This is a genomic window from Prosthecobacter fusiformis (genome assembly GCF_004364345.1).
GTDB classification, from domain to species: Bacteria; Verrucomicrobiota; Verrucomicrobiia; order Verrucomicrobiales; family Verrucomicrobiaceae; genus Prosthecobacter; species Prosthecobacter fusiformis.
This window is the reverse complement of the sequence record NZ_SOCA01000001.1, coordinates 761,060-780,074: the sequence shown is the minus strand read 5'-3', so window position 1 is coordinate 780,074 and position 19,015 is coordinate 761,060. Positions and strand designations below refer to the sequence as shown.

18 protein-coding genes are annotated in these 19,015 nt (G+C 58.1%); 8 read left to right on the top strand and 10 right to left on the bottom strand.

All coding sequences use genetic code 11. The annotated features are described in order from the left end of the window. Position 1: 1 nt before the first annotated feature. Positions 2-1,807, bottom strand: coding sequence for a VanW family protein (locus EI77_RS02930; protein ID WP_133793251.1), 1,806 nt, complete (start codon positions 1,805-1,807; stop codon positions 2-4). 102 nt (positions 1,808-1,909) lie between these two features. Here EI77_RS02930 and EI77_RS02925 point away from each other — a divergent pair, with 102 nt between their 5' ends. Further along, positions 1,910-3,370: a sulfatase gene (locus EI77_RS02925; protein WP_133793250.1), complete on the top strand. Its 1,461-nt coding sequence runs from the start codon at positions 1,910-1,912 to the stop codon at positions 3,368-3,370. A gap of 25 nt (positions 3,371-3,395) precedes the next feature. Here EI77_RS02925 and EI77_RS02920 read toward each other — a convergent pair whose 3' ends face one another. The 7 genes from EI77_RS02920 to EI77_RS02895 form a co-directional block, all read right to left on the bottom strand. Beyond that, entirely contained in the window at positions 3,396-3,830 is a 435-nt protein-coding gene (locus tag EI77_RS02920; RefSeq protein WP_133793249.1) for a hypothetical protein, read from the bottom strand. Between the two features lie 3 nt (positions 3,831-3,833). After that, positions 3,834-5,648: a DUF1549 and DUF1553 domain-containing protein gene (locus EI77_RS02915; RefSeq protein ID WP_133793858.1), complete on the bottom strand. Its 1,815-nt coding sequence runs from the start codon at positions 5,646-5,648 to the stop codon at positions 3,834-3,836. A gap of 5 nt (positions 5,649-5,653) precedes the next feature. After that, complete coding sequence (locus EI77_RS02910; RefSeq protein ID WP_133793248.1) at positions 5,654-7,063, bottom strand: DUF1501 domain-containing protein; 1,410 nt, start codon at positions 7,061-7,063, stop codon at positions 5,654-5,656. A gap of 50 nt (positions 7,064-7,113) precedes the next feature. Next, positions 7,114-7,956 carry an alpha/beta hydrolase gene (locus EI77_RS02905; protein ID WP_133793247.1) on the bottom strand — a complete coding sequence of 281 codons (843 nt, stop codon included), beginning with the start codon at positions 7,954-7,956 and terminating at the stop codon, positions 7,114-7,116. A gap of 99 nt (positions 7,957-8,055) precedes the next feature. Continuing rightward, positions 8,056-8,880, bottom strand: a complete 825-nt coding sequence (locus EI77_RS02900; protein WP_133793246.1) for an ABC transporter permease — start codon at positions 8,878-8,880, stop codon at positions 8,056-8,058. Between the two features lie 107 nt (positions 8,881-8,987). Continuing rightward, a complete protein-coding gene (locus EI77_RS23230) occupies positions 8,988-9,128 on the bottom strand; it encodes a hypothetical protein (RefSeq protein ID WP_166646997.1) in 141 nt (46 codons plus the stop codon). Between the two features lie 229 nt (positions 9,129-9,357). Continuing rightward, on the bottom strand, positions 9,358-10,434 hold the full coding sequence (locus EI77_RS02895; protein WP_208300250.1) for an ABC transporter ATP-binding protein: 1,077 nt from the start codon (positions 10,432-10,434) through the stop codon (positions 9,358-9,360). Between the two features lie 83 nt (positions 10,435-10,517). Here EI77_RS02895 and EI77_RS02890 point away from each other — a divergent pair, with 83 nt between their 5' ends. The 4 genes from EI77_RS02890 to EI77_RS23530 all read left to right on the top strand — a co-directional run bounded on the left by EI77_RS02890 (position 10,518) and on the right by EI77_RS23530 (position 13,649). Next, entirely contained in the window at positions 10,518-11,870 is a 1,353-nt protein-coding gene (locus EI77_RS02890; protein ID WP_133793244.1) for a replication-associated recombination protein A, read from the top strand. Positions 11,871-11,921: 51 nt separating this feature from the next. Then, positions 11,922-12,317 carry an FEKKY domain-containing protein gene (locus tag EI77_RS02885; RefSeq protein WP_133793243.1) on the top strand — a complete coding sequence of 132 codons (396 nt, stop codon included), beginning with the start codon at positions 11,922-11,924 and terminating at the stop codon, positions 12,315-12,317. A 137-nt stretch (positions 12,318-12,454) separates the two neighbouring features. Beyond that, positions 12,455-13,213: a DUF2071 domain-containing protein gene (locus tag EI77_RS02880; protein ID WP_133793242.1), complete on the top strand. Its 759-nt coding sequence runs from the start codon at positions 12,455-12,457 to the stop codon at positions 13,211-13,213. A gap of 61 nt (positions 13,214-13,274) precedes the next feature. Next, positions 13,275-13,649, top strand: coding sequence for a hypothetical protein (locus tag EI77_RS23530; RefSeq protein ID WP_208300249.1), 375 nt, complete (start codon positions 13,275-13,277; stop codon positions 13,647-13,649). A 436-nt stretch (positions 13,650-14,085) separates the two neighbouring features. On the opposite strand, the gene EI77_RS02875 is transcribed toward EI77_RS23530, so the two are convergent. Together EI77_RS02875 and EI77_RS02870 are read right to left on the bottom strand one after the other, a co-directional pair. Beyond that, positions 14,086-14,613: a carboxymuconolactone decarboxylase family protein gene (locus tag EI77_RS02875; RefSeq protein WP_133793241.1), complete on the bottom strand. Its 528-nt coding sequence runs from the start codon at positions 14,611-14,613 to the stop codon at positions 14,086-14,088. An 86-nt stretch (positions 14,614-14,699) separates the two neighbouring features. After that, on the bottom strand, positions 14,700-15,227 hold the full coding sequence (locus EI77_RS02870) for a peroxiredoxin (RefSeq protein ID WP_133793240.1): 528 nt from the start codon (positions 15,225-15,227) through the stop codon (positions 14,700-14,702). Between the two features lie 577 nt (positions 15,228-15,804). Here EI77_RS02870 and purL point away from each other — a divergent pair. The 3 genes from purL to EI77_RS02855 are packed head-to-tail and all read left to right on the top strand — an operon-like array spanning position 15,805 to position 19,005. After that, entirely contained in the window at positions 15,805-18,222 is a 2,418-nt protein-coding gene (gene purL, locus EI77_RS02865) for a phosphoribosylformylglycinamidine synthase subunit PurL (RefSeq protein ID WP_243838645.1), read from the top strand. A gap of 53 nt (positions 18,223-18,275) precedes the next feature. Further along, complete coding sequence (locus EI77_RS02860) at positions 18,276-18,521, top strand: UPF0175 family protein (protein WP_133793239.1); 246 nt, start codon at positions 18,276-18,278, stop codon at positions 18,519-18,521. Continuing rightward, complete coding sequence (locus tag EI77_RS02855) at positions 18,508-19,005, top strand: PIN domain-containing protein (RefSeq protein ID WP_133793238.1); 498 nt, start codon at positions 18,508-18,510, stop codon at positions 19,003-19,005. Before EI77_RS02860 ends, EI77_RS02855 begins: the two co-directional genes overlap by 14 nt. The last annotated feature ends 10 nt before the right edge of the window (positions 19,006-19,015 follow it).

Genomic DNA, 19,015 nt, shown 5'->3' with positions numbered 1-19,015 from the left:
GTTATCCGTCACGAAGTGATGGCTGACCGGATTCCTTCCATCTTGCAGAATTCCCACTGGCGCTCAACTGTTTGATCAGGGCCAGTCTCAGGCCCTGCGCATCTCCTGCCTGGATGATGGTCACTCCAGGTAAGCCTTCGATCCCGCATGCTTCCGTGGCGATCACCGGTTTGCCTGCGGCGACGGCCTTCAATAAAACGCGTGGGCAGTTCTCCACAAACGCAGGCAGCACAATGATGTCTGCCTGCTCCAGCCATCCATCTCCCGATGTGGTCAGATGGATGCCGTCCCAAAAGTCTGCTCCTTCCAAGACCCCTCCGCGAAGTTCCAGTTTCACCGGCAGTCCGTGCAGGGCTTTACGAAGTTCATAGGCACCTTTTCGGCAGAGTGTGGATGCAGGAAAGACCACGTTTTTGTTCAGGCCCGATGCTGTGTGAGCCTTTGAACTCTCAGGCAGTGACCACGGAATCAAATGAGCTTTGCAACCCGCCAGTTTGGCAATCTCAGTGTGAGGCGTGATCCAGCGCGTGGCCGCTGCCAGAGCTGCCGTCTCATTTTGAACCAACTCCTGTTCAGCACGAAAATCCGCACAGGTTCCAGATTCGGGATGCAATCTAGCAGCCTCATCCAGCCGCTCATGAAGTGTTAGCATGGGAAGGCGACACATCATCACGTCAAAAGTTCGTCCGCCTAACCAACCCTTCTTCCAAAGATAGGGAAGCAGAGTCTGTGAGACGATGAGGTGAGAATGATGCGCCTTCAAAGCCTGTCCATAGGCTGCGGCCAGCCGTTCATCCCAGTGTAGCAAGGCCCGCTGGCGTCTTGCTCCTTCATTGCGCAGACGCCGTGTGGCCCAGGATCGCATAAGCGTCAGCGAGGGGAAGCTGAAGGCTTTGGCATGCAATGCAGTGTCCCATTGGTAACTGGCCTTTTTCCAGCGTTTGCCATCCAGCGGTAAAAACAAATCGCGATTCGAGCCCTTTTCGCTTTTTAGAAATGCATCCCACTCCGGCCACCACGCATCCACCAGCACGGCGGTCCGGTCCACCTCCTGCTGGGCATTTTCAAGGGGCGAACTGCGATGGCATGAGGCCAGGCCACAAGTGGCACAGGCATTGGGTGGCCTGGAGTCTCCTGGTGTCTCCATCACCTGGACGGGCCTTTCGATATGATGATTGGAGCGAATGCATACGTGGAGCTTATCCTGGCTCACATGCACCTCCAGTCTCCAGGCCGCTTCATGCCGCAGGCGCAGGTCCACATAGTTCCAAAAAATCGTCGCATCCCGTCCAATGCGGGCCAGCGATCCCACGGAGGAGTTGGAATGCGCATGGCGCTCCACGATTTCCAGACCCGCTTCCAGTGCCGCATTGTAGATGGCACCTGAAAGCTGGCATAGCCCGCCGCCGATTTGCGGGATCAGGCATCCTTCTCTCAGTTCACGTCCGGTGCTATAGCCTTTGGCCTTCGTCGTGCGGCCCAGATGTTTCCAAAAGCTCCACGTGGCTCCTGCCGGGATTTCCACTCCATTGAGCGCCTGGGCGGCGATGCGCAGATTTTGAACCTTGCCGAGTTGTAGCTTCCGTTCGCGTGGAGACTCCCCGCCGCGCCAGAGGTCGGAAGACCAGTCGGCGGTGACTGGGGTTTCCCACAATTGGTTACCCTGAGGGTGTTTGGTGACCGGATGAGTCGTATCCTGAATGAGGCGACGCATTTGAAAACAGCTCGCCTTGAATCGAAACACCCATCCAGACCAGCGCGTGGGCTCGGGCGGCAGCGGGGCGGCATCCGCAGGGTGTGCGTTCATAATGCAGGGAGGAATCAGCCTTGCGGCTGCTGGGACTCAGCATAGCGGCAAAAGGGATGCGGCTGCAAGACAGAAAGCAATGCGGTCGTTCCCATCGGCCACATGCATCTTCGACTGACCTTTCTACTCATCCTGGCGGCTGCCACTGCCCATGCCGCCAAGCCCAATGTCCTCATGATCTGTGTGGATGATCTCAAACCCACCATCGGCTGTTTTGGCGATCCTGTGGCAAAGACGCCTAACATTGACCGCTTGGCCAAACGAGGAGTGCTTTTTGAAAAAGCCTTCTGCAATCAGGCCGTCTGTTCGCCCTCACGCAATGCATTGATGACCAGCCTGCGTCCACAGACCCTGGGCATTTATGAACTGTCCACCAACTTCCGCAAAGCTGCCCCAGATGCCATCACGATGACCCAACATTTCATGGCCCAGGGTTATAAAACCGAAGGTCTGGGCAAGATCCTGCATGTCGGTCACGGCAATACGGAGGATGCCGCCTCCTGGTCCGTGCCCCCTTGGAAACCCAAGGCCAAGACCTATGTGAACAACGAAAGCACCGAAGTCACCCGTCCCTCCCGCACGGGCAGTGATCGTGGCTGGGCCACTGAATCCGCTGAGACATCTGATGACACCTACGGTGACGGACAGGTCGCCCTTGAGGCCGTGAAGCGTCTCCAGGCTGCCGCTCAAAAACCCGAGCAACCCTTCTTTCTCGCCGTTGGTTTCATTCGCCCGCACCTCCCTTTTGTCTCTCCCAAAAAATACTGGGACCTCTATGACCCGGCCAAGCTGCCCATGCCTCAGGTCACGGAAGCACCGGCGGGAGCACCAGCATACGCCGGTCAACAGGGCGGAGAGCTTCGCCAATACAGCGATATGCCTACCCAGGGGCCTATTGATGGCACGATGACCCGCCGCCTCATCCACGGTTATTATGCCGCCACCAGCTACATGGATGCACAGTTAGGCCTGGTCCTGGATGCCCTGGATGCCAATGGTCTAACCGAAAATACCATCATCGTCTTTTGGGGGGACCACGGCTGGCACTTGGGCGACCACGGCATGTGGTGCAAACATACAAATTATGAGCAGGCCGCCCGCATCCCTGTCATCGTATGCGCCCCCGGCGCACCCACAGCGGTAAAGACCTCCGCCCTCATCGAGACCGTTGATATCTACCCCACCCTGAGTGATCTGGCGGGCCTTTCAGCCCCGCAGGCACTGGAAGGAAAAAGCTTCGCCTCCGTCGTCAAAGACCCCACTCAAAAAGCCCGCGATAGCGTCATCCACGTCTATCCGCGCAATGATTTGTTAGGCCGTGCTATCCGCACCGACCGCTACCGATTCGTCGAATGGAAAAAAGCAGGCAGTTCTGAGGCACCCGATGCCACCGAACTCTACGACTACCAGGAAGACCCTCTCGAAACCAAAAACCTCGCCTCAGAACGTCCCGAAGTGGTGAAAGAACTCGCCGCCATCCTCGCCACCCATCCCGAGGCCAAGCCGCAGATCAAAGGGGCTGGAGGCAAGGGCTCACCAAAAAAGAAGAAAAAGAAGAAGTAATGCCCTGGTTCCGCCTCGTGGCACCTCACCTCACCAGCGTCCCAGGTTGCGGGCCTGGATCCAGATCGAATTCTTTCCTTTTCGTCAGCGCATAAATCAGAAAGAACAGGCCGAAGGGAAACATGTAGGAGATCGTCATGGCACCTCCATAGACGCAGAGGAACCAGAAGAACCAGTTCGCCCGGTACCGGTAAACTGTCGCTGCCACGATCACCATGATCATGCCGATGACCGCGATGCCGGTGCCGAAGAAAAGATAATGCGTGGCATTGCTCATCACCGTGCTGGCCTTGGCCACTTCGGCCACCGTGGCATCGGTGGCAGTCGGCTGAATATTAAAATTCCCCGCCGCCGCATTCATTGTCGCCAAAGTGGCCGCAAGCCCGATGAGCTGCGCCACCTGCAAGAGGGCTCCGATTTTAGCCAGCAAGGCTCCACGTTGCGATACGGGTTGTGTCATGGATCAGTCTATATAGACGAACTCATTCGCATTCAACACCGCCAGACAATAATCCGCCACTGCCTCTGCAAAACTCCCCGTCAGTACCGTCTGTTCTTGGATGAATACCTGACCCAACTGCACCTCTTGGGAAGAAGGCCGCCGCGAAAAACACCTCTCAATTACCCAGGAGATGACCGCTCCAGTATCCGATGAATGTTTTTCAAGAGCCTGACGTGCCAGGGCGTCGGCCATCTCCTGGCTGAATTCCGAATTCATCAGCAGCAGCGCCTGAGGGGCTGTGGTGGACTGCTGCCGGAGCGAGCAGCTCGCCAGCGCGTCCGGGCGGTCAAACAGCTCAAAGATAGGCTGGCGGGCATTGCGGCGCGCAAAGACATAAATGCTGCGCCGGCGTTGCTCGGCGGGATCGTCCGTCTTGGAAGACTGCTTTTTCAGCAGCGTGCCGCTCACTTCTTTGGGCAGCGGTAGATGCACCCCGGGCCCGCCCGCTTTCAGGTTGATCTGTCCGGTGACACTCAGCATTGCATCGCGCAGCATCTCACCACTGAGCCGACGTCGCGGCATCGCCGCATACAGATTCACCGCCGCCTCATCCATGGCGGGCGGTTGGGTGGCCTGCTGATACGTCTCGGACATCAGGATAAGTTTGTGCAGCCTTTTTAAGCTCCACCCCTGGCGTGGCAGCTGGCCTGCCAGCCAGCTTAGCAGCTCCGGATTCGCGGGGTCTTCGCTTTGCAGCCCCAGGTCCCCTGGAGTGGGCGCCAGCGGACGGCCAAAATGCTGCTGCCAGATCCGGTTCACCGTCGTCCGCAGGAAAAGAACATTGTCCTCGCGCGTGATCCATCGTGCCAGACCTGTGCGGTCTTCTGTGTTTTCATTCAGACCGCCTCCGATCCGTGGAAACCCCGGCTGAATTTCAGATCCTGGCCGCCTGAAGTCTCCCCTCACGTACACCATGCTGGCCGGAACCCCTTCCGTATATTCACGTACCGACGGGCCGAGTTGGCGGTCACTCTTAGGCACGACCGCTTTATTGAAAAAGGCACGCAGCCGGTAAAAGTCCGCCTGGCTTATCGGATCGTAAGCATGGTCATGACACTGTGCACAACCAATGGTTAGGCCAAGGAGGGCGGATCCCACCGTGCTGGTGATCTCGTTCAGCACCACATGACGCCGTTCATCCTGGTTGTTTAGGTCCGGCATATCCGGGCCGGAAAACAGAAAGCCTGTGGCCACCTCCTCTCCCTCTGGCAACAGGTCTCCGGCGATCTGCTGCTGTACGAAGTCATCGAACGGCTGGTCCTTGTTCAGGGCTGTGATCACCCAATCCCGGTATTGCCAGGCGCGGTTGCGTTCCCGGTCATGCTCAAAACCGTCCGTCTCGGCGAAGCGGGCGATGTCCAGCCACCACTGCGCCCAGTGCTCACCATACAGCGGGCTTGCCAGCAGCCTGTCCACCATAGATTCCACCGCTGCGCTTGGCCTTTCTTTGAATGCCTTTTCAAACGCGACGCTTTCCTCCGGTGAAGGTGGCAGGCCGATCAGATCAAAGGTAATCCGCCGAATCAAAGTGGCCGCATCCGCTTGTGGGGATTGTTTCATCCCTACCGCGGCCAGCCGCAGCTGGATCAGCGCATCCAGTTTGCCAGAGGACGATTCACCGCACTCGGCAGGCAGCGGCTGGAAGGCCCAGTGTTCTCTTTCCTTGGCCGTGATGGGGGGTTCATCTTTCACCGGATCAGCGGAAGCGCGAATGGCACGCCCATGGGCTGGCGACATCGCCAGAACCAGCAGCAGTAGTAACCACAGAGTCTTCATCACGGTCAGGCGAGAATTCCTTTCACCACATGGCCGGCTACATCCGTTAACCGCTCGTCGCGACCGTTGTGGCGAAAGGTCAGGCTCTCATGATCCATCCCCAGAAGATGCAGAATAGTCGCATGCAGATCATGCACATGCACCTTGTCCTCCACCGCTCGCAGGCCGATGTCGTCCGTGGCCCCATGCACATGCCCGGTCTTTACTCCGGCACCAAAAAAGACCGTGGAGTAACCCCAGGGATTGTGATCGCGACCCACGCCTTTCTCGCTCATCGGCATGCGTCCAAACTCACCGCCCCAGATGACCAATGTATCTTCCAGCAGCCCGCGTTGTTTAAGATCGCGGATCAGACCCGCCACCGGTTTGTCTGTTCGGGCACAGTATTCGGTGTGGTTTTTCAGCACATCCTCATGTGCATCCCAGCCATTCGTATCACCGGAGTAAAGCTGTACAAAACGCACCCCGCGTTCGATCATGCGCCGCGCCAGCAGGCAGCGCGTGCCGAACTCCTTCGTGACCGGATCGTCCAGTCCGTAGAGGTTTTTCGTCGCTTCCGATTCCTCTGACAGATCCACCGCATCCGGTGCGGCTGTCTGCATTCTAAAAGCCAGCTCATAAGCGCGGATACGGGCATCCAGATGCGTATCAGCCCCGCGCTCCGCCTGATGCAGCGCATTGAACCGGTTCACCAGATCCAGCGTCGCCCGCTGCCGCTCCGGACTGCGGTCATGGGCCGGATTCAGGTGCAGGATCGGGTTTTCACCCGGCCTCATGGTCGTGCCCTGATACGTGGCCGGCAGGAATCCATTGCCCCACGCCGGGGGGCCGCCCTTCAGTCCGCCGCCGGGATCCGGCAACACCACAAAAGAGGGCATGTTTTGATTGTCCGATCCTAGCCCATACGCCACCCAGCTCCCCAGGCTCGGCTTGCCCATCAGGATGGATCCTGTGTTCATCTGGTAGACAGATTGCGGATGGTTCACGCTGTCTCCATGGCAGCTTCGGATCACGCACATCTCATCCGCCAGCTCCGCCATATGAGGAAGGAAATCGCTGATCTCGATGCCGCTCTGCCCGTGCGCACGAAATGGCTTCACTGGCCCCAGTAGAGGATTCTGCGCCACCTTTCTCCGAGTCTCCACCGGGCCAAAGCTTTCCGGTAACGGCTTGCCTGCATGGCGGATCAGCTCCGGTTTCGGGTCCAGCAGATCCACATGGCTCGGCCCCCCATGCATGAAGAGCCAGATGACCCGCTTGGCCTTCGCCGGAAAGTGCGAGCGCTGTACCTCCAGGCTTTCCGATCCCAGCAGCTGCGAAAACGCCACACTTGACAACCCCACACCCGTCCCGCCAATGAATCGGCGTCTCGATAAAGGAATTTGGAAATCAGTGTTCATCTTTGCTGCGGACATAGACGACCGCAGCAGGAGCGTTCTAACCAATTTGCCAATAATCGGTCAAGCTACTTCATCAGCCCGCTATTCGTCAGCCACTCGGTGAACCTCTCCGGCCAGCGCCCCGCAGCCGTGTTCGTGTCCGGCTTATACCCAAAGCCATGGCCTGCATTGCTATAGATGTGCAGTTCCGCCTTCACCCCGGCGGCCTTATACTTCAAATAAAGCGTGGCCATACCTTCCGCGATGTCCGGCCGGTCGCCATAGCCGCAGGCAATGAACAGCGGCGGCATGCCCTTTTCTGCCGAAAAAAGGCCGGAGGTACCCGGATAAATCAGCGCCTGAAAGTCCGGCCGGCTGCTCGCCCTCTCGATCACATCTGCCGCATCCGCCTGTCCCGCATCATTCTTCATCGCCGCAAACGCTGCCAGCTCCCCACCAGCGGAAAATCCCATCACGCCAATGCGCTCCGGGTTGATGCCCCATTCCTTTGCCCCTGCCCGAACGGTTCGGATAGCCCGGCGCATATCCGCCATGGCATGATCCTGGATCGTATAGGTGCTGTCCTTCTCACGGGCTAACCGGTATTTCAAAACGAAGGCTGCGATACCGCGCTGCTGAAACCACTCCGCCAGCGCATACCCCTCATGCCCCAGGCACAGCTTCGAATGTCCCCCGCCCGGTGCAATGATCACCGCTACCCCCGTCGCATCCTTCGTCGGGATGAAAGGCGTGATCGAAGGATTGTGCACATTCACCACATTCTTGCCCTCCGTTTGCTCCGCCTCATCCTTTCGCGCCTCGGATCCCGGCGCGCCTTTTTCCCAAAGCGGCAGCGCCTCCGGTATCTCAGCCGCTAGGCTGCAGGTGGTCAAAAGAAGGGATAGAAAAAAGGAAATACGCAGGCGCATGGGCAGGTGGGTTGGATGCCCTCCACACTCCCAGCCAATCCCCATCCTGTAAATCCTGAAAATCTTGTCAATCCTGTCTAAAAGTCCGCTCCCACTTCCTCACTCACGCCTGCGCCCCAGCAGCAAAGTCGGCACCAGCACCACCAGCAGCAGCGCTCCAGACAGCGCACTCGCCAGCGGCAGATTACGGTCGCTGAAAGCCCGTTGCTCGATCTTGTTGCCGATCATCTCATTGCCCGTGCCACCGACGAATTTCGGAATCACATACTGCCCCAGCGAGCAGACAAAAACGATCACGACCGCCGAGATCAAGCCCCGCCAGATCCCCGGTATAAAAACCTTCCGAAAAGCCTGCCACTTCGTTGCTCCCAGATCCCTCGCCGCATCCACCAGGCTGAAGTCGAATTTCTCCGCCGCCGCGTAGAGCGGCAGGATGGCAAAGGGCAGCTGGGTATACACCATCACCAGCAGCACCGCCCCCGCATTGTTCAGCAGCATCGTATCATCCGTGGCCAGCCCCAGCCATACGAGCCCCTGTTTGATGACCCCTTCCGGGTGCAACAGCGACCTCCAGGCAAAGATGCGAATGATAAAGTTGGTTAGGAAAGGCACCACCACCAGCAGCAGCACCCCCTGCCGCCACCCCGCGCTCATCCTTGCCAGTGCCCAGCACACCGGCAGCGCCAGCGCCATGCAGAGCACCGTCGTCACCATGCTCATCCACAGCGTGCTCCACACCACCGCCAGATAGTCCCCCTCCACCAGCAGCCGCACCGTTGCCAAAGTCCATCCCTCACCCACCCCGCCACGCAGATCACTCTCCCGAAACGCCAGTGCTACGATGAGCACACAAGGCAGCGCAAAAAACACCCCCAGCCAGCCCAGTGAAGGCAGCGTCAGCAAAAGTTCACGGCGGGATTTCATTGAAAGGGGTTTAGTTTATAGATCGGAAAACATCACGCAAATCCGCAAGACGCAAACCAGCAGGAGTCATTCTTTTCTTTGCGTCTTAGTAGCTTTGCGTGCCAATTTCAATCTCCGCCCTTCGCCACTGTTGCCCAAAATTCATCCAAGGTGAGCGGCTTCACGAGCGCATTCTCCATCTCCTCATCGCGCCGGATAACTTCGGCGAGAATATCTTCAGGAGACTCAGCTTCTGGAGGTGGATTCATTGAGGCACCTTAATTCTCAAGCCCAAGCATGCAAGCACTAGACAATGCATACTGGAACTTCCTGGTGAGCAAAAAATCGAATCATCATCTGCTGAAGACTGGACGACAAACCTCTTTTCCGCAGCGCGGCAGCCGTCCATTAGCCCGGCCTTTCAAGGCCGGAAAGATCCCGCAGCACCTCGAAATTCAAACGGTGTCGCAGCGCGACACACGAACCCCTCGCTCCCCCTCAATCCACCACCCTCCCCGCCTCCGGCGCAAAGCTCATCCACGCCTCCGTTCCCACCGTCAGCAGAGCCTCGCGGGTGGATTGCTGGATGTGCAGTCTCTGCCCGCCGCTGCGCGTCTGCAGCTTCATATGCGGGCCAAAGTAAGTGACCTCCTCGATCCGCGTCTTCGCAATGTTCACGCGTTGATGGCTCAAAGGCCGCTCCAGAGTCAGGTGCAGCTTTTCCGGCCGTATCATCACCCGCACGCGGTCGCCCACGCGGAGGCCCGCCTGACCCACCACCAGCGGACTGTCCATCCCCTCCATCTTCACCCGTACAAACCCGCCGGATTGAGGCTCCTCCACCGTCGCTTCCAAAAAGTTTGCATCGCCGATGAACCCGGCCACAAAGCTCGTCGTCGGTGCCTCATAAAGTCCGCGCGGACTGTCCACTTGCGAGACTCGTCCCGCCTCCATCACCGCGATGCGATGGCTCAGGCTCAGCGCCTCCCCCTGGTCATGAGTCACATAGATAAAGGTAGTCCCCACCTGCGCATGGATGGACTGCAGCTCCGCCAGCATATGCTGCCGCAGCTTCAGATCCAGTGCCGCCAGAGGCTCATCCAGCAGCAGCACCTTCGGCTCATTCACCAGCGCCCGGGCGATCGCCACCCGCTGCCGCTGTCCGCCGCTCAGTTGTGCAGGGCGTTTACGCGCATGATCACCCAGTTGAATCAGCCCCAGCATCCGTTCCACCGCTTCCTTGATTTCCCCCTTCGCCTTCCCTGCGATGCGCAGGCCAAAGGCGATGTTCTCCCACACGCTCAAATGCGGAAACAGAGCATAGTTTTGAAACACCGTATTCACCGGCCTCCGCTCCGGCGGCAGCGCCGTCATTTCCTCACCGTTCAGTATGAGCCGCCCCTCATCCGGCTTCTCGAAACCCGCCAGCATCTTCAGCAGCGTCGTCTTGCCGCAACCACTCGGCCCCAGTAGAGAAAAAATCTCCCCCTGGCTGATCTGCAATGTCACCTCGTCCACCGCCTTCAGCGGGCCGAAGTGTTTGGATACCTTTTCGATGGAGAGAAAATCGTTCAACGGAGTGGAGGGATGGCAGACGATGAATTAAAGAACCACTCCGCACCACTGCAAACAATCGCAATCTGCCGCCAACTGCCCTCATGAGCGAAGACCTTTTCCAACCCGCCGAATCCCCCGGTACGGTGGTGGATGCGCAGCCAGATGCCCCCCTCGCCTCGCGCATGCGCCCCCGCATCCTGGCGGAATACACGGGCCAGGGCCACATTTTGGGGGAGGGCAAACTCCTCCGTCGTGCCGTGCAGGCAGACCGCTTTTCCTCCCTCATCCTCTATGGCCCGCCCGGCGTCGGCAAGACCACCCTCGCTCACATCATCAGCCAGGAGACCAAGGCACGCTTCGTCACCCTCAGCGGTGTGGAAAGCAGCGTTGCTGATATCCGCAAGGAAGCTGATGCCGCCCTCAAGCTGAAAAAACTCACCGGCCAGGGCACCGTCCTCTTTGTGGATGAGATCCACCGATTCAACAAAGCCCAGCAGGACGTCCTCCTCCCCCACCTGGAGCGCGGCACCCTGCGCTTCATCGGTGCCACCACGCACAATCCCTTCTTCTACGTCAATAGCCCCCTCGTCAGCCGCTCACAGGTCTTCACGCTGGAGCCTCTCGGCATCGAGGACCTCCAGCACCTCATGCAGCGCGCCCTGACCGATACGGAGCGCGGTTTGGGAAAATGGAACGCCACCCTCACCCCCGAGGCCAGCCTCCACCTCGCCACCGTGGCCGATGGCGATGCCCGCAAATGCCTCAATGCCCTTGAACTCGCTGTCCTCTCTTCCACTCCGGATGCAGACGGACACGTCATCATCGACCTGCACGAGGCCGAGGAATCCATGCAGCAAAAAACCGTCGTCTATGATGGCGATGGCGATGCCCATTACGATACCGCCAGCGCCTTCATCAAATCCATGCGCGCCTCGGATCCCGATGCCGCCATCTACTGGCTGGCCAAGATGCTCTATGCAGGTGAGGACATTCGTTTCGTCGCCCGCCGCATCGTCATCGCCGCTAGTGAAGACGTCGGCATGGCAGACAGCAACGCCCTCCGCGTCGCGGTCGCCGCCCAGCAGGCCGTCGAGGCCATCGGCATGCCGGAGGCCCGCATCATCCTCGGCCACGCCGTCATCTACATCGCCACCGCCCCCAAGAGCAACCGTGCTTACATGGCCATCAATGCCGCCATGGACGATGTCAAAAACGGCCGCACCCTCCCCGTCCCCAAGCACCTCCGTGATGCCCACTACAAAGGTGCCAAGCAATTCGGCCACGGTGAAGGTTACCTTTATCCCCACGACTACGAAGGCGGCTTCGTCCCCCAGCGCTGCCTCGAAGGCGGCAAGCAATACTACGACCCCACCACCAACGGCCTCGAAGCCCGCATCAAAGAACGGCTCGACCACTATCGCCGCGAGTGGGAAAAGCAGGCGGGTGGGGCGTAACCAACTTTGTGTTAATGGCGTAACATAAACAGGACACAACCTCTGACCATCATGAAAACCCGCACAATGACAATGAACCTGATGGCCATGGCCCTGTGCCTTCTCGGGGGCCTGTCCGCCACTGGAATGGCTCATGGAGAAAGCCCCTTTAAAAAATGGTCAGACCGGCGAGAGGCCAGAGCCGGCGCGGCGGCAGCGAACAAGGACATTGGGCAAGGCAAGGTCCGTTACGACATCGGTGGCATCCCCTCTGAAACGGACACTGAACTGCGAAGCCTGGCAGCTAAACGATACAACATCACCGTCGCTTTTTCCGGCTGCATCATCGGCCCCAATGTGGCCTACGACCGCGCCTATCGTCAGACGGTTATTCAGCATCTTAAGGCCAAATATGGTTTTGATCCCGTGATGAAGATCGAGGCGGAACTGCGGGCTAAGAGCAAATAACCTTGCTGCGAACCGGAACTCGGGATCTCTGTGGGGAGGCTCCAAACGATGAGCATCTGCCGGCGCGACTCCCACTTGTTAAAGCTTCGTGCTGATCTAATTTGGGCCGTTCCGGTCATGGAACTCAGGTCACGCTCATGTTCCTCGATACCATCCACGGCATTATAGACAGGCGGGTGCTTCTCAACTACCGCGTTGATCCCGCAGTGCTTCAGCGCGTGCTTCCACTACCGTTCAAACCAAAGTTGTATGACGGATATGGGGTGGGAGGAGTCTGCATGATTCGTTTCAAACACCTGCGGCCCCGGCTCCTGCCTTCATGGTCAGGCTTGGGATCTGAAAACGCAGCCCATCGCATTGCTGTGGAATGGGACCAGGATGGCGAGCCTCGTGAGGGAGTCTTCATTCCCCGGCGGGATACGAACTCAGGATTCAACAAGCTGATGGGCGGCCGAGTTTTCCCCGGCATCTTTCAGCGGAGTCGTTTTGACGTTCAGGAGTCGGATTCTTCCTTGTCTCTTCGAATCGTACGTGCTGACGGTGAGACGGAGATATCCTTCAAGGGGTGCACTGCCACCGATCTGACGCCTGGCAGTATCTTCCCCTCCCTTGAAGCTGCCGTGGGATTTTTCTCACTCGGTGCCACTGGCTACTCTGCCACCAAGGACGCCGGCCATTACCACGGCATGGATTTGCATGCTGTGGACTGGACAGTCTGTCCTCTCTCAATCGAATCAGCGCAGTCTGTTTTCTTTGATGACCGCCACCGCTTTCCTGCAGGTTCTGTTGAGCTTGATTGTGCATTGTTGATGAGGGGCATCCAGCATGAATGGCGCAGCCGCCCGGACCTTTACCTTTCCCCTTCAGGTGCGTCTCTGACGATTCAATCTTCGTGAGAGGCCGTTGGCAACGGATCCATCTCCCAATGTGAAAAAGAATTCTCCGTGCCCTCTTGATATGAGTTCTATCCCGCTACCCACTTACCAACTGGACGAAGCAGCCTACCAGGCTTTGCTCACTGATCCGATGGATAATGTGACAGAGAAAACGGTCCCTTTGCTTGATATCTGGCCGTACGTATTGGCTGTTCCGAAGGTCCAATTGCTCGGCCATCAGATATGGGATGATTACGTGGAGTGCATTTATCGCCCACGCGAGGATCGTTTCGATTTGATTCACGTTTGCACGCGAACCCCCAACGTTTTCCTCGTCATCATCGTGGATCGTCTCCATTCATTGATTCACGGCCACCATCTGCTCGACCTGAACAGGCTATACTGCCTTTCGCTAGACAATCCTTCCCCCCAATCCCAGAGTGATCGCCGTCAGTAGCCAGGGGTGAGGGAGCTTCAACGACCCACCCCTTGCCTCAAGTCCCTCTCAGTCACATGCCGGAAGCATGCCAGCGGCCATCCCCCTCCCTCCTAGATCTTAAAACCCATCCTCGGAGCGATCCAAGCCACGGCGCAATAACCCCCGCCGCTTACCGCCCCGCATAGCGCTCAATTCGATTCATGACTTCGGGAAGAGCTCAGCCGCCACATCAAATGAAGCAGGCACTCCTGCCCGCAATCAATCGCCAAAACGGCCTTCAACTGCGTTCACACACGCCCCTTGCCCCCAGCCCCAAAGGGGCGCAACAACAAAGCCCAGGGCATCGCCCTGGGTAATGTCACGCCGCCATCTCTCTTTCCCAGAGCCCTGTAAGGGCGGGACACTGCACTACCAATTTCCTTCACGCCCGCTTTTCGAAAAACGCCCTCCAAACCTACACCCCAATCCCCAACCCCACCGCTGTCCCCTGCATCACCGCTGCGATCCTCACGGAATCATGAATCGCCGCCTCGCTCACCCCGTGCTGCACCAGGGTCGCCTCATGCGCCTGGATGCACATGCCGCATCCGGCCAGGGCCGCGCAGGCCATGGACATGAGTTCAAAGGTCGCCTTGTCCGTCTTCGGCTGGCCCATCCGCAGCATGCGCAGACGGGCGGGCATCGTCGCATAGGACTCCTTTTCCACCAAGTGGCGGAAGCGATAATACACAGTATTCATGCCCATGATGGAGGCCGCGGCCTTGGCATCATCAATGACTGCCTCACCGACTCCGGCGGCTTGGGCATCGGCCAGCACCGCATCGCGCAGGGCCACATGGTTCATGAAATAGGCCGAGGTCAGGGCGATGCCCCAGACCTGGTCAGACGTCAGATTTTCCGGCCGCAGCACCGCCTGCAGATTCAGCCGCAGGTCCTTGGCTGCTTCAGGCAGCAGATCACGAAGCGCATCAATTTGGGACATTGAAAATAGAAAGGGGGGAAGGTGCGGGGCCGGATGAACCAGCCCCGCAGATGAAGTTTTCTGGGATGAAGGGAAGGGGAGTCAGATTAGACCTTGAGGGTCTTCTCGCCCTTCTTCCAGTTGCAGGGGCACAGCTCGTCGGACTGCACGGCATCCAGCACGCGCAGGGCTTCTTCCACGCTGCGGCCCACGGAAAGGTTGTTCACGTTCACCCACTGGATGATGCCGTTCGGGTCCACCAGGAAGCTGGCGCGCAGGCACACATGCTCCACAGGGTCCAGGATACCCAGGTCACCCGCCAGCTTCTGCGCGGCGATGAGGGGATACTTCAGCGCCGTCAGATCCTCACGGGACTGCTTCCAGGCCAGATGGGAAAATTCATTGTCCGTAGAGCCACCGATGAGCTGCGTGTCACGATCTGCAAAATCCCGCACCCGCTTGCCGAATTCCACCAGCTCCGTCGGGCAGACGAATGTGAAATCCTTTGGGTAGAACAGGAAAAACTTCCACTTTCCAGGATAGGACTCGTGGGTGATTTCGATGATGTCGTCATTGGTGACGCCATTGCAGGCTTTGGAACGAAACTCTGGGAACGGATGACCGATGGTAAGCATGGGGAGGGTTAATGTCTGAATGGGGGGTGGTAAAAAGGGCTGGTTTCCTGATGTCGAGTCACTCAGATTACCCTGAATGAGAGGTCATTAAAAAGCCAGCCGGGCGCTTTCCCTAGCTGCTTTCTGGCCAAGTTCAACGGCTTTACAGCACCCTTTTTTGGGCATGGAAAAGAGTTTTCGCCACTTGGCCTAAGTCCGTATCCAACCCGCTTGCAGGAGGTCCGATGGACCAGGATTGTAATCAGAATATTTGGCCAATCCTAACCGCCTGACATGATCATGATCCGTGACCTTTCCCAAGTCTCCGTTTTCTCCCCCAATGGGGAGCATGGGGAAAAAGGGGAAGCGATGGGGATTCTTCATCCCCATTCCAACTCCTTGAAAGTCAGGTGTTTAAGTCCAAAAATACCCAAATGGGGAAAATTTGAAACTCATCCCCATTCCCCATCGGATCAGCTCAGTCTTTAGAGAATCGCAGGTCGTTAGCCATGGATCATAAATTCCCGCCGTCGCCTCTCCCATTGACCCGCCGCGTTTCCTCGCCAAATCCAAAGGGTAACCAAACCGTCCTCTGACCTTGCAAGCCAACCCCTCCTCCGCACCTCGCACCGAACGCGCTGTTTTCCGCACGATCTCCGTTCGCGATCTCTCCGCCGACCAGCTTCTGGACCTGTCCAAGAAGATGAAGCTCTCCCTGTCCAAGGCGGACATGCAGGTCGTGCAGCAGATCTTCAACGATGAAGGCCGCGACCCCACCGATGTGGAACTTGAGGTCATCGCCCAGACGTGGTCAGAGCATTGCAAACACCGCATTTTCAACGCCAAAATCTCCCACACCCTGGACGGTAAGGACGAGGTGGTGGACAGCCTTTTCAAGACCTACATCCGCAGCGTCACCGAGAAGATCATGGAGCAGAAGCCAGACTTCGTGCTCAGCGCCTTTGTGGACAACGCCGGTTTTGTGAAGCTGGATGATAACCAGGCTGTATGCCTCAAGGTGGAAACTCACAACCACCCGAGCGCCATCGAACCCTACGCCGGTGCCAATACCGGTCTCGGTGGAGTTATCCGTGACATCCTCGGCGCAGGCAAAGGCTCCAAGCCCGTCGCCTCCATTGATGTTTTCTGCTTCGGCCCTCCAGATACCAAGCAGGAAGACTTGAAGGCCAAGGACGTCATCCATCCCCTTGGCGTCATGCGTGGCGTCGTCCGTGGCGTGCGCGATTACGGTAACCGCATGGGCATCCCAACGGTCAACGGTGCCATCCAGTTTGACGACACCTTCATTTATAACCCGCTCGTTTTCTGTGGCACCGCTGGCGTCATCCCGATCAAGGACATCGCTAAGGAAGTGAAGCCCGGCCACCTCCTCATCGCCGCAGGTGGTCGCACCGGTAAGGACGGCCTCAAAGGTGCCACCTTCTCCTCTGCGGAGCTGACTACCGATTCCCACGAAGAAGACCAGACCGCCGTTCAGATCGGCAATCCCATCGAGGAGAAAAAAGTGGCCGATTTTGTCCTCGCTGCACGGGATGCAGGACTCATCGAATTCATCACCGACTGCGGTGCTGGTGGTTTCTCCAGCGCTGCTGGGGAAATGCTCAGCGAAGTGGGCGGTGAAGTGTGGCTGGAAAACTGCCCTCTCAAAGAGCCTGGCCTCGAAAGCTGGCAGGTCTTCATTTCCGAATCCCAGGAGCGCATGGTCATGGCCATCGAGGAGCACAACTTGCCTGCTCTCCAAAAGATCGCCGATACCTGGCAGAGCGAAATTTTCGTTTTAGCAAAAGCTGATGGCAGCAAGCGCCTGAAAGTCTGGCACCATGGCCAGTCCGTCTGCGACCTGCATGTGGAAAAACTCCACGGCGCACCCCGCCGTGAGATGAAAGCCCACTGGCGTCAACCGGTCGCCGCTTCGCCGAAGATCGTCGTCCGTCCAGAGTCCTGGACCCAGGTGCTCAAGACGGTGCTCGGTGATTTTTCCATCGTCTCCCGCGAGCCGATCATCCGCGAATACGATCACGAAGTGCAGGGCAATACCGTCCTCAAACCTCTCGCCGGTGCCAGTGGTGATGCTCCCCAGGATGGCTCCGTCATCAAGGTGGACGGCAGCAACCAGCTCGTGGCCCTTGCCTGTGCCCTGCTCCCTGAATGGGGCAAGACTGACCCTCACGCTATGGGCCGCGCTTGCGTGGACGAATGCGTCCGCCAGCTCGTCGCTATGGGAGCCAATCCAGAGCGCATCGCCATCCTGGACAATTTCTGCATGGGCAATCCCGATAGCGAAAAAGAGCTGGGAGCCCTCGTCGAATGCACCAAAGGCATGGCCGAATCCGCCCTCGCTTACGGCGCCCCATTCGTCTCCGGAAAGGACAGTTTTTACAACTACTTCATCACCGATGAAGGCCCTGTGTCCATCCCGGTCACACTTTTGGTTAGCGGTTTCGGAGTGATCGAGGATGCCTCCCATGTCGTTGGCTCCTCCCTGCGCCGTCCCGGCAGTAAGCTCGCAATCCTGGGCAAAACCACCCCCGGCCTGCGCGGCAGCGTCTTCGCCAAATATACCCAGGGAGCCGGCCTCAATGGTGCCCCCACCTGGAGCGAAACTGAGACGTGGTCTAACTACAACAAGTATCACGAGCTTGTCAAAAAAGGTGCCATCCTTGCCACTCACGACCTCTCCGAAGGCGGTCTCGCCATCGCCCTGGCTGAGTTCGCTTTCAGCGGCAAAGCCGGCATCAAGGTCGAGCTGGAAAACTTCCCCGCCTCCAAAGACTGCACCATGGCCGAGATCCTCTTTGGTGAAACGCCCGGCCGTTTCCTCATCGAAGTCGCCGCCGAGCATGTAGAAGCCGTCCGCTCCGCTGGAGCCGTCATCATCGGCGAAAGCACCGGCGAACGCTGGATGCACGTCACCCACCGCGGCACCACCCTCATTGACGCCGCCATCGCCGAACTCAAGCCCATCTGGCAGAACGGCCTCGTGCAGTATTATTGATGGGTTTGCAGTGCTTGCCCAGGCGCCTTTCAGAGTGTAGCTTTGAACCCGAAATGACGGTTCAAATTCCAGACGATATTGTTTCTGCGTTGCGCCTTCCTGAGGCGGAGCAGCAGGAACGCGTGACCTTGGAACTGGCGTGCAGCCTTTATGCCTCCGGCCTGCTTTCTGGTGGCAAGGCCGCACAGCTCGCTGGCAAGCCCCGGCTTGCGTTCGGGGCGGAGCTGGCACGACGAGGCATCGCCCGTCACTACACTGAAAAAGACCTAGCTCTCGATTTGGCCCATGCAGGTGTTTAGCAACACATCGCCGCTGTGCAATCTGGCCATCATTGGCCAGCTCCCTTTGCTCTGGCGATTTTACACGCAGATCACCATCCCTTATGCCGTATGGGCTGAGCTGCAAGAATTGGATCATGAAAATGCGCGCGAGTGTCTGGAAGATGCCCGGGCTTCCGGGCTTATCTATGTCATCCCAGTACTGGATCAGTCCCTCATTCGGCTGCTGGGTGAAGGCCTTCACCTTGGCGAGTCTGAAGCCATTGTTCTGGCATATGAGAAGACTGGTGATCTTCTATTGATGGATGAGCATGACGGACGGGCAGTTGCTCAGAGGCTGGGAATCCCAATCACAGGCGTTTTGGGCATTCTCCGACGCGCCAAGCTGGAAGGCCTGATCCCTTCATTAAAATCCGAAATCACCCGGCTGCGTGCCGAGGCGCACTTTTTCATCGCCCCTAAACTGGAGGAAGCTTTGTTGCACTCCGTCGGCGAGATGTCATAAAGTAACCCAT

What these genes read in the sequence shown, in the direction of transcription:
- EI77_RS02875 (WP_133793241.1), bottom strand. Translation starts at nt 14,613, where the DNA reads ATGTCCCAAATTGATGCGCTTCGTGATCTGCTGCCTGAAGCAGCCAAG.
- EI77_RS02870 (WP_133793240.1), bottom strand. Translation starts at nt 15,227, where the DNA reads ATGCTTACCATCGGTCATCCGTTCCCAGAGTTTCGTTCCAAAGCCTGC.
- EI77_RS02925 (WP_133793250.1), top strand. Translation starts at nt 1,910, where the DNA reads ATGCATCTTCGACTGACCTTTCTACTCATCCTGGCGGCTGCCACTGCC.
- EI77_RS02915 (WP_133793858.1), bottom strand. Translation starts at nt 5,648, where the DNA reads ATGAAGACTCTGTGGTTACTACTGCTGCTGGTTCTGGCGATGTCGCCA.
- EI77_RS02860 (WP_133793239.1), top strand. Translation starts at nt 18,276, where the DNA reads ATGACGGTTCAAATTCCAGACGATATTGTTTCTGCGTTGCGCCTTCCT.
- EI77_RS02855 (WP_133793238.1), top strand. Translation starts at nt 18,508, where the DNA reads ATGCAGGTGTTTAGCAACACATCGCCGCTGTGCAATCTGGCCATCATT.
- EI77_RS02900 (WP_133793246.1), bottom strand. Translation starts at nt 8,880, where the DNA reads ATGAAATCCCGCCGTGAACTTTTGCTGACGCTGCCTTCACTGGGCTGG.
- EI77_RS23230 (WP_166646997.1), bottom strand. Translation starts at nt 9,128, where the DNA reads ATGAATCCACCTCCAGAAGCTGAGTCTCCTGAAGATATTCTCGCCGAA.
- EI77_RS02885 (WP_133793243.1), top strand. Translation starts at nt 11,922, where the DNA reads ATGAAAACCCGCACAATGACAATGAACCTGATGGCCATGGCCCTGTGC.
- EI77_RS23530 (WP_208300249.1), top strand. Translation starts at nt 13,275, where the DNA reads ATGAGTTCTATCCCGCTACCCACTTACCAACTGGACGAAGCAGCCTAC.
- EI77_RS02930 (WP_133793251.1), bottom strand. Translation starts at nt 1,807, where the DNA reads ATGAACGCACACCCTGCGGATGCCGCCCCGCTGCCGCCCGAGCCCACG.
- EI77_RS02880 (WP_133793242.1), top strand. Translation starts at nt 12,455, where the DNA reads ATGTTCCTCGATACCATCCACGGCATTATAGACAGGCGGGTGCTTCTC.
- EI77_RS02910 (WP_133793248.1), bottom strand. Translation starts at nt 7,063, where the DNA reads ATGTCCGCAGCAAAGATGAACACTGATTTCCAAATTCCTTTATCGAGA.
- EI77_RS02905 (WP_133793247.1), bottom strand. Translation starts at nt 7,956, where the DNA reads ATGCGCCTGCGTATTTCCTTTTTTCTATCCCTTCTTTTGACCACCTGC.
- EI77_RS02920 (WP_133793249.1), bottom strand. Translation starts at nt 3,830, where the DNA reads ATGACACAACCCGTATCGCAACGTGGAGCCTTGCTGGCTAAAATCGGA.
- EI77_RS02890 (WP_133793244.1), top strand. Translation starts at nt 10,518, where the DNA reads ATGAGCGAAGACCTTTTCCAACCCGCCGAATCCCCCGGTACGGTGGTG.